Source organism: Streptomyces tamarix, assembly GCF_032423885.1.
In the GTDB taxonomy this organism is placed as follows: Bacteria; Actinomycetota; Actinomycetes; order Streptomycetales; family Streptomycetaceae; genus Streptomyces; species Streptomyces tamarix.
On the sequence record NZ_JAWCTQ010000004.1, the window covers coordinates 125,333 to 139,382 of the forward strand.

The 14,050-nt window shown below is 74.6% G+C and carries 13 protein-coding genes; 5 read left to right on the plus strand and 8 right to left on the minus strand.

Annotated features, from left to right (window positions below; genetic code table 11):
* Positions 1-3: 3 nt before the first annotated feature.
* The gene (locus RND61_RS05020) at positions 4-1,215 is read left to right on the plus strand and encodes a pyridoxal phosphate-dependent aminotransferase (protein ID WP_315876458.1); all 1,212 of its coding nucleotides are present in this window, start codon (positions 4-6) and stop codon (positions 1,213-1,215) included.
* 138 nt (positions 1,216-1,353) lie between these two features.
* Positions 1,354-2,013 carry a DUF2293 domain-containing protein gene (locus tag RND61_RS05025; RefSeq protein WP_315876459.1) on the plus strand — a complete coding sequence of 220 codons (660 nt, stop codon included), beginning with the start codon at positions 1,354-1,356 and terminating at the stop codon, positions 2,011-2,013.
* A gap of 26 nt (positions 2,014-2,039) precedes the next feature.
* Here the strand turns inward: RND61_RS05025 and RND61_RS05030 are convergent, their stop codons facing one another.
* The 4 genes from RND61_RS05030 to RND61_RS05045 form a co-directional block, all read right to left on the minus strand.
* The gene (locus RND61_RS05030; RefSeq protein WP_315876460.1) at positions 2,040-2,702 is read right to left on the minus strand and encodes a chaplin family protein; all 663 of its coding nucleotides are present in this window, start codon (positions 2,700-2,702) and stop codon (positions 2,040-2,042) included.
* A gap of 162 nt (positions 2,703-2,864) precedes the next feature.
* The gene (locus RND61_RS05035; protein ID WP_315876461.1) at positions 2,865-3,302 is read right to left on the minus strand and encodes a hypothetical protein; all 438 of its coding nucleotides are present in this window, start codon (positions 3,300-3,302) and stop codon (positions 2,865-2,867) included.
* Between the two features lie 46 nt (positions 3,303-3,348).
* Positions 3,349-4,635 (minus strand): SWIM zinc finger family protein, encoded by a 1,287-nt coding sequence (locus RND61_RS05040; protein ID WP_315876462.1) that lies wholly within the window; start codon positions 4,633-4,635, stop codon positions 3,349-3,351.
* Positions 4,632-7,448 (minus strand): DEAD/DEAH box helicase, encoded by a 2,817-nt coding sequence (locus RND61_RS05045; protein WP_315876463.1) that lies wholly within the window; start codon positions 7,446-7,448, stop codon positions 4,632-4,634. Before RND61_RS05045 ends, RND61_RS05040 begins: the two co-directional genes overlap by 4 nt.
* 142 nt (positions 7,449-7,590) lie before the next feature.
* Here RND61_RS05045 and RND61_RS05050 point away from each other — a divergent pair, with 142 nt between their 5' ends.
* The gene (locus tag RND61_RS05050) at positions 7,591-7,896 is read left to right on the plus strand and encodes a DUF6343 family protein (RefSeq protein ID WP_315876464.1); all 306 of its coding nucleotides are present in this window, start codon (positions 7,591-7,593) and stop codon (positions 7,894-7,896) included.
* 49 nt (positions 7,897-7,945) lie between these two features.
* Here the strand turns inward: RND61_RS05050 and RND61_RS05055 are convergent, their stop codons facing one another.
* The 3 genes from RND61_RS05055 to RND61_RS05065 all read right to left on the minus strand — a co-directional run bounded on the left by RND61_RS05055 (position 7,946) and on the right by RND61_RS05065 (position 9,986).
* A complete protein-coding gene (locus RND61_RS05055; RefSeq protein ID WP_315876465.1) occupies positions 7,946-8,314 on the minus strand; it encodes a tetratricopeptide repeat protein in 369 nt (122 codons plus the stop codon).
* Positions 8,315-8,364: 50 nt separating this feature from the next.
* Complete coding sequence (coaE, locus tag RND61_RS05060; protein WP_315876466.1) at positions 8,365-8,976, minus strand: dephospho-CoA kinase; 612 nt, start codon at positions 8,974-8,976, stop codon at positions 8,365-8,367.
* A 68-nt stretch (positions 8,977-9,044) separates the two neighbouring features.
* Positions 9,045-9,986 carry a PAC2 family protein gene (locus RND61_RS05065; protein WP_315876467.1) on the minus strand — a complete coding sequence of 314 codons (942 nt, stop codon included), beginning with the start codon at positions 9,984-9,986 and terminating at the stop codon, positions 9,045-9,047.
* Positions 9,987-10,190: 204 nt separating this feature from the next.
* Between RND61_RS05065 and RND61_RS05070 the strand changes: the two genes are divergently transcribed.
* A complete protein-coding gene (locus RND61_RS05070) occupies positions 10,191-11,192 on the plus strand; it encodes a right-handed parallel beta-helix repeat-containing protein (protein WP_315876468.1) in 1,002 nt (333 codons plus the stop codon).
* A 132-nt stretch (positions 11,193-11,324) separates the two neighbouring features.
* Here the strand turns inward: RND61_RS05070 and rpsA are convergent, their stop codons facing one another.
* Positions 11,325-12,824, minus strand: a complete 1,500-nt coding sequence (rpsA, locus tag RND61_RS05075) for a 30S ribosomal protein S1 (RefSeq protein ID WP_315876469.1) — start codon at positions 12,822-12,824, stop codon at positions 11,325-11,327.
* Positions 12,825-13,231: 407 nt separating this feature from the next.
* Between rpsA and RND61_RS05080 the strand changes: the two genes are divergently transcribed.
* Positions 13,232-14,050, plus strand: a complete 819-nt coding sequence (locus RND61_RS05080) for a class I SAM-dependent methyltransferase (protein WP_315876470.1) — start codon at positions 13,232-13,234, stop codon at positions 14,048-14,050.

Here is a 14,050-nt window from a genome sequence, read left to right on the forward strand (position 1 = left end):
CGTATGGAGTTCCGGCAGTCGAGCAAGTTGAGCGAGGTCTGCTACGAGATCCGCGGCCCGGTGATCGAGCACGCCAACGCCCTGGAGGAGGCGGGCCACAGCGTCCTGCGCCTCAACACCGGCAATCCGGCCCTGTTCGGGTTCGAGGCGCCGGAGGAGATCCTCCAGGACATGATCCGGATGCTGCCGCGGGCGCACGGCTACACCGACTCGCGCGGCATCCTCTCCGCCCGGCGCGCCGTCGCCCAGCGCTACCAGGCCATGGGGCTCACCGGGGTCGGCGTCGACGACGTCTTCCTCGGCAACGGCGTCTCCGAACTGGTCTCCATGGCGGTCCAGGCGCTGGTCGAGGACGGCGACGAAGTCCTCATCCCGGCCCCCGACTTCCCGCTCTGGACGGCGGTCACCACCCTCTCCGGCGGACGACCCGTGCACTACCTGTGCGACGAGTCCTCCGACTGGTACCCGGACCTCGACGACATGGCCGCGAAGATCACCGACCGCACCCGGGCCGTGGTCATCATCAACCCCAACAACCCCACGGGCGCGGTCTACCCGCGCGAAGTCGTCGAGGGCATCCTCGATCTGGCCCGCCGTCACCAGTTGATGGTCTTCGCCGACGAGATCTACGACCAGATCGTCTACGACGACGCCGTCCACCACCCGGCCGGCGTCCTCGCCCCCGACCTGGTCGTCCTCACCTTCGGCGGGCTGTCCAAGACGTACCGCGTGGCCGGCTTCCGCTCCGGCTGGCTCGTCGTCAGCGGACCCAAGCAGCACGCCCGCGACTACCTGGAGGGGTTGACGATGCTCGCCTCCATGCGGCTGTGCCCCAACGCCCCCGCCCAGTACGCGATCCAGGCGGCGCTCGGCGGGCGCCAGTCCATCAAGGAGCTGACCGCGCCCGGCGGCAGGCTGTACGAGCAGCGCGACCGGGCGTGGGAGAAGCTGAACGAGATCCCGGGCGTGTCCTGCGTGAAGCCGCGCGGCGCGCTGTACGCGTTCCCGCGCCTCGACCCGAAGGTGCACCCGATCCACGACGACGAGAAGTTCGTCCTGGACCTGCTGCTGCGGGAGAAGATCCAGGTCGTGCAGGGCACCGGGTTCAACTGGCCGCGCCCGGACCACTTCCGCATCCTCACGCTGCCGTACGTCGACGACCTCGACGCGGCGATCAGCCGGATCGGACGCTTCCTCAGCGGCTACCGGCAGTAGGGCGGCGCGGCCCCGGGCCGCTCCGGCGCGCACCCCGGTCGTTCCGGCGCGGTACCGGGCCGCTCCGGCGCGGTTTCGGGGTGGGCGCGGCGCGGGGAGAACCCCACCGACGTACGCGTGACGGGGCGGTGGGGCGCGGTGCAGCGAGACCCGGTCGTGATCGTCGAGCCGCTCCGGCCGCGCGCCCGCTGCGCGCAGTGCCGCCGGGGCCCGCTGCGGCGGATGGTGCTGGAGCTCTCCGCGCCGCGCTGCCTGGACTGCGCCGGCCTGGGGCACCTGGTCTACCTGCCGCGCGGCGACGCGGCGCTCACCCGGCGCGCCCGGGAGGCGAGCGGCCGGTGGGCCGTGGTCGTACGGCACGACAGGCGCCGCACCCGGTACGAGCGCCAGGGCATCCTCGTCGAGGAGGCGGCCCTGGCCCGGGCGGAGGCGGCGTGCCGGGCCGACGCCGGGGCACGGGCCCGCCGCCGGGCCAGGGACGCGGAGCGGCGCGCGGCCGAGGACGTCCGGTTCACGGCCGCGCTGGAGGCGCGGATACGCCGCCTGTTCCCGGGGTGCCCGGCCGACCGGGCCGCCGAGATCGCCGCGCACGCCTCGGTGCGCGGAAGCGGACGCGTGGGGCGTACGGCGGCCGGGCGGGCCCTGGACGAGGGCGCGGTCGCGGCGGCGGTCCGGGCGTCGGTACGGCACCGCGACACCCCGTACGACGCGCTGCTGACGAGCGGGGTGCCGCGCCGCCAGGCGCGCGTCCGGGTGGCCCCGGCCGTCGAGGCCGTGCTGGCGGCCTGGCGGCGGTGACGGGCACCTCGCGGGGCCCGGTCCGGTCAGGCGCGCGTGGCCGACGCGCGGGAGCGGCGGTAGAGCAGCGTCCCGGCGAGGACCAGGCCGGCGGCGGGCAGGCCCATGCCGACGAGGTCGCCGCTGCCCGTGACGGCGAGGGCCGGGGCCTCCGTCGGCGCGGGCGCTTCCTCGACCGGCTCGACGACCTCGGCCGTCGCGACCGCCTCGGCGGACTTCGGCGGCGTCACGGGCTGCCCCTGCGCCTCGCCACCGCCCTCGGGGGCCGGGTCGTCGGTGCCGACGATGCTGACCGCGCCGCTGGAGTCCTTCCCCGGCAGGTCGACGGGGAGGCGGAGGTCGTCGCCGGAGAGGCCGAGCGAGTCGACCACACCGGTGACGGGGTTCTTACCGCCCTCGTCGCCTCGGTGGGAGTTGCCGTGCTCGTCCTTGTGCGAGCCGTGCCTCTCACCCTCGTCGGCACAGGTGCCCCCGGCCGCGGGGCTGAGCAGGCCCTCGGTGTTCATCGTGTCGCCGCAGGCGCCGGCCGGGGAGTGCGCCGACCGCGTCTCGTCGCCGCTGACCAGCCCGGCCGGGTCGAACGCCGAGTCGAACACGTCGGCGTCGGCCTGTGCCGAGCCGGCGGCCAGGGCGAGCATGCCGCCCGTGGCCATCAGAGTGATCAGACCATTTCGGCGAATGTGCCTCATGGCTTCCTGCCTTCCGGAGATGTTCACGGGCGCTCGCCCGCACTCCGGTTAACGCGCTGATCCCGGGCGGGTTATGACAGATCCCGCAATCACCCCATCGAGGGACGTTTCAATCGTTCTCTCACATCATCTCTCCTGTTTTCATCCTCCCGGGTGGTCACGTCACCCGGTCGGGGTGCCGCCGAGGTCGATGCGGCCGACCGTGCCGGTCTGGATCACCGTGCCGTTCTGCGTTCCCCCGCTGATCGTGTTGTGGGTCCGGACGACCTGTCGGGGTGCGGCCGAAGCGTCTTCCAGCTCGTCCAGCCACGCGCGCAGTTCGGCCGCGCCCTCCGGGTCGTTGCGCAGGGCGCGGCGCATGCGGCCCCTCCACTCGGCGAGCGCCTCGGTCCTGGCCTCCTCGTCGCCGGACCGCTCGGCCTCGACGAGTTCGCCCCTCGCCTCGTCCAGCTCCTCGCCGATCACCGCCGCGTCCTGGCCCGAGCGGCGGGCGAGGAACGCGGTGACCCGGCCCCGGGCCTGCTCCCACGCCTCACCGACCATCTGCTGCACGAGGGCCGCCGCCCCCGCCGACGCCAGTGCCACCAACTCCGCTTCCACAAAGCCCCCTTCGGGGTCGATCGACGACAGGCCAGCAGCGTAGCGCTCAGGTGCCGAGCAGTCCGGTGAGTACGCCGACCGGATCGGGATCCGGGGTGCCCCGCGGCCACCAGTCCTCGCGGCCCGCGTCGGACTCGTAGCCGTACCAGAGGCCGTCGCGGCCGTGGCGGAGTTGGAGCGCGTCCGTGGAGAGCCGGTTGCGCCACGGCCGGAAGTGCGGGAAACCGGCGGCGGTCAGGGCGGGCCGGGCGCGGTCGAAGGGGCCCGCGGGCGGGTCCCAGGGCTCCTCGAGCACGACGAGGCCGGCCGGGCCGCCCTGCCGCCAGGCGGCGACGGCGCGCGCCAGGTCGGCCGGGGTGCGGTCCACGGCGGCGGCGAGGTCCCGGTACAGGGCCCGGGTGGAGGCGGTGAGGCCGGACCCGGGGTGGGCGGCGGCGAGCCGGACGGCGTCCTGCCAGGGCGTGAGGCCGGCGACCGGGTCGCGGCCGGTGGTCAGGTGCGCGTGGGCGCGGGCGGCGGCCTCGCCGGCGAGGAGTTCCAGGGCGAGGGGGTCGGGCGCGCCGGGCGCCTCCGGGTACGCGGGCGGGCGGCCGGGATGGGGCGGGGGCGGCAGCGGCGGGGGCAGCGCGGCGGGTGCGGCGGTGACGGCGTCGCGGGCCGGCACGCCCGGTACGGGCGGGGGCGGCGCGGCGGCGGCCTCGGCGGCCGCGCGGGCGGCGCTGCGGCGGCCGAGCGCGGCGAGGATCTCCTGCTCTCCGCGACCGCGCATCAGGAGCAGCGCGAAGGGGTCCTCGTCGAGGATCCGGGCCGCCTGGTAGCAGAGCGCGGCGGCGTGCTTGCAGGGGTGGCCGTCGTCGGGGCAGGAGCAGTCGGGGGCCAGGTCCCCGGCGCGCGGGAGGAGGTCGGTGAGGTCGGCCAGGGCGTGCGGGACGTCCCCGTCGAGGAGGGCCGCCATGTGGTCGGGGCGGGCCGCGGCGGCGTCGAGGAACCTCTCCCAGTCGTCGTCGCCGAGGACCCCGAGCCGGATCTGCGCGCGGTACGGGCGGGCCCGGCTGCCGTGGACGTACGCCGTCACGCGGCCGGGCGTGATGGTGATCGCGTCGACGAGTCCGCGGCCCGCGTAGGCGCGGCCCCGGGCGAGGCGGGCCGGGTCGAGGGCGGTCTCCTCCAGGGCCGCCGCCCAGGCACCGCCCCACCAGGTGGCGGCGGGCGCGCCGTCGCCGCCGGGGACGGGCGGGAGCCTCGGGAACGTGCGGCGCCGGTCGTCGGGGGCGGGCGCCGGGGCGCCGGTGCCGCCGGGGGCGGGGCGGCGCGGGCCGGGCCGGGGGGTCATGACGGCCTCCTCAGGGACACCAGGTCGGCCAGTTCCCGGTCGGTCAGCTCGGTGAGGGCGGCCTCGCCGGAGCCGAGGACCGCGTCGGCGAGGGCGCGCTTGGCGGCGAGCAGTTCGGCGATGCGGTCCTCGACGGTGCCTTCGGCGATCAACCGGTGGACCTGGACGGGCTGGGTCTGGCCGATGCGGTGGGCGCGGTCGGTGGCCTGTTCCTCGACGGCCGGGTTCCACCAGCGGTCGTAGTGGACGACGTGTCCGGCGCGGGTGAGGTTGAGGCCCGTGCCCGCGGCCTTCAGGGACAGGACGAAGACGGGGACGCCGCCGGACTGGAAGCGGTCCACCATCCGCTCGCGCTCCGCGACCGGTGTGCCGCCGTGCAGCAGCTGGGCGGGGACGGCGCGGGCGGCCAGGTGGGCGGTGAGGAGCCGGGCCATCGACACGTACTGGGTGAAGACGAGGACCGAGCCGTCCTCGGCGAGGATCGTGTCCAGCAGTTCGTCGAGGAGGGCCAGCTTCCCGGAGCGGCCGGCGAGCCGGCGCGTGTCCTCCTTCAGGTACTGCGCCGGGTGGTTGCAGATCTGCTTGAGGGAGGTGAGCAGCTTCATGACCAGGCCGCGGCGGGCGATGCCCCGGGCGCCCTCCACGGCGGCCATCGTCTCGCGGACGACCGCCTCGTAGAGGGATGCCTGCTCGCGGGTGAGGGGCACGGGGTGGTCCGACTCGGTCTTGGGCGGCAGCTCCGGGACGATGCCGGGGTCGGTCTTGCGGCGGCGCAGCAGGAAGGGGCGGACGAGCCGGGAGAGCCGCTCGACCGCCTCGGCGTTCTCGATCTCCTCGCTGTTCTCGACGGCGCGCGCGTGCCGGGCGCGGAACGCCTTGAGCGGGCCGAGGAGCCCGGGCGTGGTCCAGTCCAGCAGGGCCCACAGCTCGGAGAGGTTGTTCTCGACGGGCGTCCCGGTGAGCGCGACCCTCGCCGGGGCGGGGATGGTGCGCAGTGCCTTGGCCGTGGCGGAGAACGGGTTCTTCACGTGCTGGGCCTCGTCCGCGACGACCATCCCCCAGGGGTGGGCGGCGAGCTGTGCGGCGCCGGCGCGCATCGTGCCGTACGTGGTGAGGACGAAGCCGCCGCCGGTGCCGTCGAGGGTGCGGGCGGCGCCGTGGAAGCGGCGTACGGGCACGCCGGGGGCGAAGCGGCGGATCTCGCGCTGCCAGTTGCCGAGGAGGGAGGCGGGGCAGACGACGAGGGTGGGCTCGCGGCGGGCGCGGCGCAGGTGGAGGGCGATCAGCGTGACGGTCTTGCCGAGGCCCATGTCGTCGGCGAGGCAGCCGCCGAGGCCGAGCGAGGTCATCAGGTCGAGCCAGGCCAGGCCGCGCAGCTGGTAGTCGCGCAGGGTCGTGTCGAGGCCGGGCGGCGGTGCGGTCCGGGCGGGTCCGGCGGTCAGCCGGTCGCGCAGGTCGGCGAGCGCGCCGACCGGGACGGCGGGGACGGTCTCGCCGTCGACCTCGGCGGTGCCGGTGAGGGCGGCGGCGAGCGCGTCGACCGGTTCGAGCAGGCCGAGCTGTCGTTTGCGGGCCTTGCGGACGAGGGCGGGGTCGACGACGACCCAGCGGTCGCGCAGCCGCACGACGGGCCGGTGGGCCTCGGCGAGGGCGTCCATCTCGCGCTCGGTGAGGGGGTCGCCGTCGAGGGCGAGCTGCCAGTCGAAGCGGAGCAGCTCGGCGCTGTCGAAGAACGCCGTCCCGTCCGTGGCGGAGCCGGGCGCGGGCCGGACGACGGCGGTGGCGGTGAGGGAGCGGGCCAGTTCGCGGGGCCAGTGCACCGTGACACCCGCCGCGTCCAGGCGGGCCGCCGCGGGGCCCAGCAGCTCGTACAGCTCGTCCTCGGTGAGCGCGAGGACGTCGGGCACGGGACGCTCCAGGAGCCGGCCGAGCGGGGGCCAGACGCGGGCGGCGCGGCGCAGGGCCAGGAGGGCGTCGACGCGCGCGCGGGGGCCCAGGTGCTCGTCGCCGGCCCACAGGGCGACGGCGTCGACGACGAGGGCGGGGTCGGCGAGGCCGTGCACCTGGACGACCGCGGCGGCGGCCCGCCGCTCGCCGCCGCCTTCGCGGTCCGTGTCGAACAGCTCGTACGAGGAGAGGTCGAGCCGCAGCGAGACGCGGACGCCCGCGTCCGTCCCGGCGGCGACCTCGGCGGCCCAGGCCCGCGCGTGGGGCAGCCGCTGCGGCTCCCGGGCGGCGAACGGCGCCCCGGCGGCGTACGGGGCCGCGGGGGTGCGCGGCAGGCTGTCCGCGACGGCGTCGAGGAAGGCGCGGACGAGCGCCTCGGGCTCGGGCAGCCGCAGCGGCCGCAGGCCCGGTACGGGCACGGCGTGCGCCTCGTACGGCATGGCGGCGGCGACGGCGCGCAGGTGGGCGATGTCGTCGGCGTCCAGGGGGCCGGCCCGCCAGGTGTCGAGGTCGTCGGCGGTGAGCCCGGGCAGGAGGCGCCCGCGCGCGACGAGGTGCAGCCCGTGCAGGGCGGCGGCGCCCCAGCAGGCGGTCGCGGGGTGGGCGCGCGGGGCGTGGCGGGCGGTGGCGAGCAGGGGCAGGGCGTCGGCGACGGGCAGGAGGAGGGCGGGGACCTGCCGTCTGCGGGCTCCGTCGCCGTGGCGCCGCACGACGGTGAGCGTCCCGGCCCGTCCCGCCGGAACGGCCGGGAGGGGGCCGCCGTCCGGGGACCAGAAGGCGACGCGGCCGTCGCGGGGCAGGGCGGCGGGCAGGAACACGGCGGCGCTCCCGTGCACCGCGTCCACCTGCGGCGTGTCGTCGCCCATGAGCCGTTCACCTCCCCTGACGTGTCCCCCCGGCGGTCGGGGTCCTGCGCTCACCGACCTTACGGCGGGGGTCTGACAACGGACCCGGCCGCCGGGATCGAAGGGCGGTTCGGGGTACCCGCCGGACGGGAGGACGATGGCCATGCGCAGTGGAAACGAACCGGTCACCGCGCGCAGCCCCCTCCGGCTGCGGCTCGGGCTGGGTGTGTGGGGCCTGCTGTGGGCCCTCGGCGGCACCGTCGCGTTCGCGCTGGTGGGGCGGACGGGCTGGGCGGTCGCCTGCGGGGTGTTGCTGTTGGTGGTGGCGGCCGACGTGGCGCTGGTCCTGCGCCACATGAGGCAGGGCGCCCACTACCAGCCGGGCCCGGACGTGCCCCCGTACGAGCCGTACGAGCCGTACCGGCCGGGCCGCCCGGACCGGCGGCGCGGCGGCCCGGGCGCGCCGTAGGGGCGTGCCGCAGGGACGCCGCGGGCCGCGGCGCCTCCCGGGCGCGGCGTCAGTCGGTGGCGTCGAAGCGCGCCGCCTCGACGTACTCGGGCTTCGGGTCGAGGGCGGCGGCCAGCCGGAAGTGCCGCTTGGCGTGCTGCGGGCGGCCGGCGCGCTGCAGGGTGCGGGCCAGCCCGAAGTGGGCGAACGCGTTGTCCGGCTCGCGCTCCAGGACCAGCTCGAACTCGAGCTCGGCGGGGCGCAACTGGGCGGCCGCGAAGAAGGCGCGGGCGCGCAGGAGGCGCGCGGCGGTGTTCTCCGGGTGGGCCGCGATCACCGAGTCGAGCAGCTTGACGGCGCCGCGCGGGTCCCGCGCGGCGAGCAGTTGCTCGGCCGCCCGGTAGTCGATGACATGGGTTTCCGGGTTGCTGTCGGGCACGGTCGGATCCTTCCCCTCGCTGCGGCCCTTCAACATCCCCGGCGGCCGGCCTATTCCGGCCCGGTGCGGGCCGCGCGGGCCTCCAGTCGCTCCCACACCTCGCGGACCTGCGGTTCCAGGGCCTCGATGGGGCCGTCGTTGTCGATGACGTAGTCGGCGATGGCGCGCCGCTGCTCGGCGGTGGCCTGGGCGGCCATGCGGGCGCGGGCCTCGGCCCCGGTCATGCCGCGGAGCCGTACGAGGCGGTCGAGGCGGGTCTCGGCGGACGCGTCGACGACCACGACGACGTCGTAGAGGGGGGCGAGCCCGTTCTCGGTGAGGAGGGGCACGTCGTGGACGACGACGGCGTCGGGCGCGGCGGCGGCCTGCAGTTCGGCGGAGCGGGCGCGGACGAGGGGGTGGACGATGCCGTTGAGGGTGGCGAGGCGCTCGGCGTCACCGAAGACGAGGGAGCCCAGCTTGGGCCGGTCCAGGGCGCCCTCGGGCGTCAGGACACCGGGTCCGAACGCCTCCACGACGGCGGCGAGCCCCGGCGTGCCGGGCTCGACGACCTCGCGGGCGACCCTGTCGGCGTCGACGAGGACGGCGCCGTACGAGACGAGGAGGCGGGAGACCTCGCTTTTGCCGGCGCCGATTCCTCCGGTGAGACCTACGGTCAGCATGAGCGGAAGCCTAGACGCCGGGACGGGGCGGACGTCGGCCGCCCCTGGCGGCGGCCGGCGTCCGCTCGCTACGGCGTGTCGCCCTCGCGCTCGGCGAGGAAGCGCTCGAACTCGCGGCCGATCTCGTCGGCGGACGGCAGCTCCACGGGCTCCGCGACGAGGCTCCCGCGGGTCTCGGCGCCGGCCAGCGCGTCGTACTGGTGCTCCAACCCCTTGACCAGGGCGACCAGTTCCTCGTCGCCCTCGCCGATCTGGCGGTCGATCTCGGTCTGCGTGCGCTGCGCCGCGGTGCGCAGGTGGTGCGCCACGGCCGGCAGGACCAGGCCCGTCGCCGCCGTGATCGCCTCGAGGGCGGTGAGCGCCGCGTCGGGGTAGGCGGAGCGCGCCACGTAGTGCGGGACGTGCGCGGCGATGCCGAGCACGTCGTGCCCGGCCTCGATCAGCCGGTACTCGACGAGCGCGACGGCGCTGCCGGGGACCTGCGCCTCGTCGAACGGGCTGCGGTGCCCCGGCACGAGGTCGGTGCGGTTGCCGTGCGGGGTGAGGCCGACGGGGCGGGTGTGCGGGACGCCCATCGGGATGCCGTGGAAGTTGACGGCGAGGCGCACGCCGAGCCGCTCCACGATCTGCCGCACGGCCGCGGCGAAGCGCTCCCACTCCACGTCGGGCTCGGGCCCGGACAGCAGCAGGAAGGGGGCGCCGGTGGCGTCCTGGACGATCCGGAGCTCGATGGCCGGGGTGTCGTACCCGGTCCAGCGGTCGCGGCGGAAGGTGAGCAGCGGGCGGCGCGCCCGGTAGTCGACCAGGCGGTCGTGGTCGAAGCGGGCCACCACCTGGTGCGGGAGGGTCTCCAGCAGGCGGTCGACGATCTGCTCGCCGGCCTCTCCCGCGTCGATGTATCCGTCGAAGTGATAGAGCATGATCAGGCCGGCCGACTCCTGCGCGAGCGCCATGTCGGCGACCGCCAGGCCCTTCGGATCCCATGCGTACAAATCCTGCGGATCAAGCACGATTACCGCTCCTTCTCGTCTTCCCACGGAAGAACGTCGGACGGGCCCCCGGCATTCCCGAGCGCGCCATGTCACGGGCGACGCGCACCCTTTGGTACAGACCTTGACATGCCCACACCCTGTCCCTACCGTCTCGGGGCAGCGCGCGTTCAGCATCCCGCCCGGCGTCCAGGTACGAGAACTCCACGGGAAGGCACCCCCACCATGCGCACCAGCACGCTGCTCCCCGCCCTGCTCTCCGCCGCCCTCGCCCTGACCGCCACCGCCACCACGTCCACGACCGCATCCGCCACCGCGACCGCGAAGGCCCCCTCCGCCGGGCGGGCCGCCGCCGTCGTCGACGTCTCGACGGCCGCGCAGCTCAAGGCGGCCCTCGCCGCCGCGCGGCCGGGCGACACGATCCGGCTCGCCGACGGCACGTACACCGGCAACTTCAAGGCGACGGTCCCCGCCACCGCCTCCGCGCGCATCGTCCTGACCGGTTCGCCGCGGGCCGTCCTCACCGCGGGCGGCGGCTACGGCCTGCACCTCAACGGCGCCTCGTACTGGACCGTGCGCGGCGTGACGGTCACCGGTGGCCAGAAGGGGATCATGATGGACGGCGCGAACGGCGTCGTCATCGACTCGGTCACCGTGCACGGCCTGGACATGGAGGGCGTCCACTTCCGGAACTCCAGCAGCGACGGCGTCATCAGCAACTCCCGCATCTACGACACGGGCCGCGACGGCCGCGGGATGGGCGAGGGCGTCTACGTGGGGACGGCGAACACGCTGTCGGACCGGAGCGACGGCGTCCAGATACTCCACAACACCATCGGCCCCGGTGTGGGCGGCGAGGGCGTCGACATCAAGGAGGGCACCACCGGCGCCCGGATCATCGGGAACACCTTCGACGGGCGCGGGATGACGGGAGTCCACTACGACGACTCGTGGGTGGACGTGAAGGGCAACGACGTCCTCGTCTCCGGCAACACCGGCCGGAACACGCTCAACAACGGCTTCGAGGTGCACTCCCAGCAGCCCGGCTGGGGCTGCGGCGGGGTCTTCCGCGGCAACCACGCCGACCTGGTGGGCGCGACCGGCGCGGACCGGTACGCGATCCACGCCCCGCACCACTCCGCCTCCTGCCGGACGACGGTGTACGCGGACAACACCCGCACCGGCGGACGCGGCCTGGCCACTCCGGGCGTCCCCGTCGTGAGCTGACGTCCCGGACGCGGGGAGGCGCGTCGGGCACGGCGGGCCCGGCCCGGCACGCGGAAAGCACCGAGGCCCGCCCCCGTGGGGGGCGGGCCTCGGTGTTACCGGCTAGGAGCTAGCAGGTCGGTGCCGAGCCGTTCAGCTCTGGCCGCCGGCCAGCTTCTCGCGGAGGGCGGCGAGCGCCTCGTCCGACGCCAGGGCGCCGGAGTTGTCGTCCGACTCCGAGGAGTAGGAGCCACCGGTCGGCGCACCGGCGCCGGAGGGAGCGGCGGAGCCACCCTCGGCAGCGGCGGCCGCGTCGGCCTCGCGGGACTTGATGACCTGGGCCTGGTGCTGCTCGAAGCGCTGCTGCGCCTCGGCGTACTGGGTCTCCCAGGCCTCGCGCTGCGCCTCGTAGCCCGGCAGCCAGTCGTTGGTCTCCGGGTCGAAGCCCTCGGGGTAGATGTAGTTGCCCTGGTCGTCGTAGGACGCGGCCATGCCGTACAGGGTCGGGTCGAACTCGACCGAGGCCGGGTCGGCACCGAAGGACTCGTTGGCCTGCTTCAGCGAGAGGCTGATGCGGCGGCGCTCGAGGTCGATGTCGATGACCTTGACGAAGATCTCGTCGTTGACCTGGACGACCTGCTCCGGGATCTCCACGTGGCGCTCGGCCAGCTCGGAGATGTGGACCAGGCCCTCGATGCCCTCGTCCACGCGGACGAACGCACCGAACGGAACCAGCTTCGTGACCTTACCCGGGACGACCTGGCCGATCTGGTGGGTCCGGGCGAACTGCTGCCACGGGTCCTCCTGCGTCGCCTTCAGCGACAGGGAGACGCGCTCGCGGTCCATGTCGACGTCGAGGACCTCGACCGTGACCTCCTGGCCGACCTCGACGACCTCGGACGGGTGGTCGATGTGCTTCCAGGACAGCTCGGAGACGTGGACCAGACCGTCGACGCCACCCAGGTCCACGAAGGCACCGAAGTTGACGATCGAGGACACGACGCCGGAGCGGACCTGACCCTTCTGGAGGGTCGTGAGGAACGTCTGGCGGACCTCGGACTGGGTCTGCTCCAGCCAGGCACGGCGGGACAGGACCACGTTGTTGCGGTTCTTGTCCAGCTCGATGATCTTGGCCTCGAGCTCCTTGCCGACGTACGGCTGGAGGTCGCGGACACGGCGCATCTCGACGAGGGAGGCCGGCAGGAAGCCACGGAGGCCGATGTCGAGGATGAGACCACCCTTGACGACCTCGATGACGGTGCCGGTGACGATGCCGTCCTCTTCCTTGATCTTCTCGATCGTGCCCCAGGCGCGCTCGTACTGGGCGCGCTTCTTCGAGAGGATCAGGCGGCCTTCCTTGTCCTCCTTCTGGAGGACGAGGGCCTCGATCTCGTCGCCGACCTTGACGACCTCGTTCGGGTCGACGTCGTGCTTGATCGAGAGCTCGCGGCTCGGGATGACACCTTCGGTCTTGTAACCGATGTCGAGCAGGACCTCGTCCCGGTCGACCTTCACGATGACGCCGTCGACGATGTCGCCGTCGTTGAAGTACTTGATCGTCTCGTCGATCGCTGCGAGGAAGGCTTCCTCGTTACCGATGTCGTTGACCGCAACCTGCGGGGTGGTGGCGGTGGTCTCGGTGCTGCTCGTCATGTGGGAAAGGGCTCCGGTACGGACATTGAAGTCGTAGGTACTGCTACGCCGAGAGCCCGTATCGCAGCTGCAGAAGCCGGACAGCCAAGGAAGCGCCGGGCCCAGCGACTGGGTGGCGCCTCGACAACCGAGGGGACATACAACAGATGCGAGCGCGGCCTGCTCCGTCTGAGGCGCGCAGGCCCGCAGCGCAACCTTTAGCATACGGGCGGTGCCGTACGGGGTCAATGCGCGAAGGCGCCCACCCGGGGCGGAGCCCCCCATATCCGGCACAACTAAGCTGGGCGGAGGCCGTCCTGGCCGGGACGCGCCGGTGACACGCCGGGGCGCACGGCGCGGTCGCGGCCATCGGCACGCCGGCGCCCGTGCGCACCGCGCGCGGAGCGCAAACTACAACGACGGACGAGATGATCCAAGACTACGAGCCCGAGGCGACGCGCCGTGACGCGGGCGACGCGGAGAGCAGCAGGGCGAGCCGCGGCTGGTGGGACCGGAACGCCGACGAGTACCAGAGCGAGCACGGCGGCTTCCTCGGGGACGACCGGTTCGTGTGGGGCCCCGAGGGGCTGGACGAGGCGGAGGCCGGGCTGCTGGGCCCGGCCGGGTCGCTGCGGGGCCTGGACGTCCTGGAGATCGGCGCGGGCGCGGCGCAGTGCTCGCGCTGGCTGGCAACACAGGGGGCCAGGCCGGTGGCGCTGGACCTCTCCCACCGGCAGCTCCAGCACGCGTTGCGCATCGGCGCGGACGGGCTGTCCCCGGTGCAGGCGGACGCGGGGGCGCTGCCGTTCCGGGACGGCTCCTTCGACCTGGCCTGCTCGGCGTACGGGGCGGTGCCGTTCGTCGCCGACCCGGTGCGGGTCTTCCGGGAGGTGCGGCGGGTGTTGCGGCCGGGCGGCCGGTGGGTGTTCTCCGTGACGCACCCGATCCGCTGGGCGTTCCCGGACGAGCCGGGGCCCGAGGGGCTGACGGTCGCGGCGTCGTACTTCGACCGCACGCCGTACGTGGAGCAGGACGAGCGGGGCCGGGCGGTGTACGTGGAGCACCACCGGACCATCGGCGACCGGGTGCGGGACGTGGTCGCGGGCGGCTTCCGGCTGGTGGACCTGGTGGAGCCGGAGTGGCCCGCCTGGAACGGCCAGGAGTGGGGCGGCTGGTCCCCGCTGCGCGGGAACCTCATCCCCGGCACGGCGATCTTCGTGTGCGAGCGGGACGAGCGGGGCGCGTGA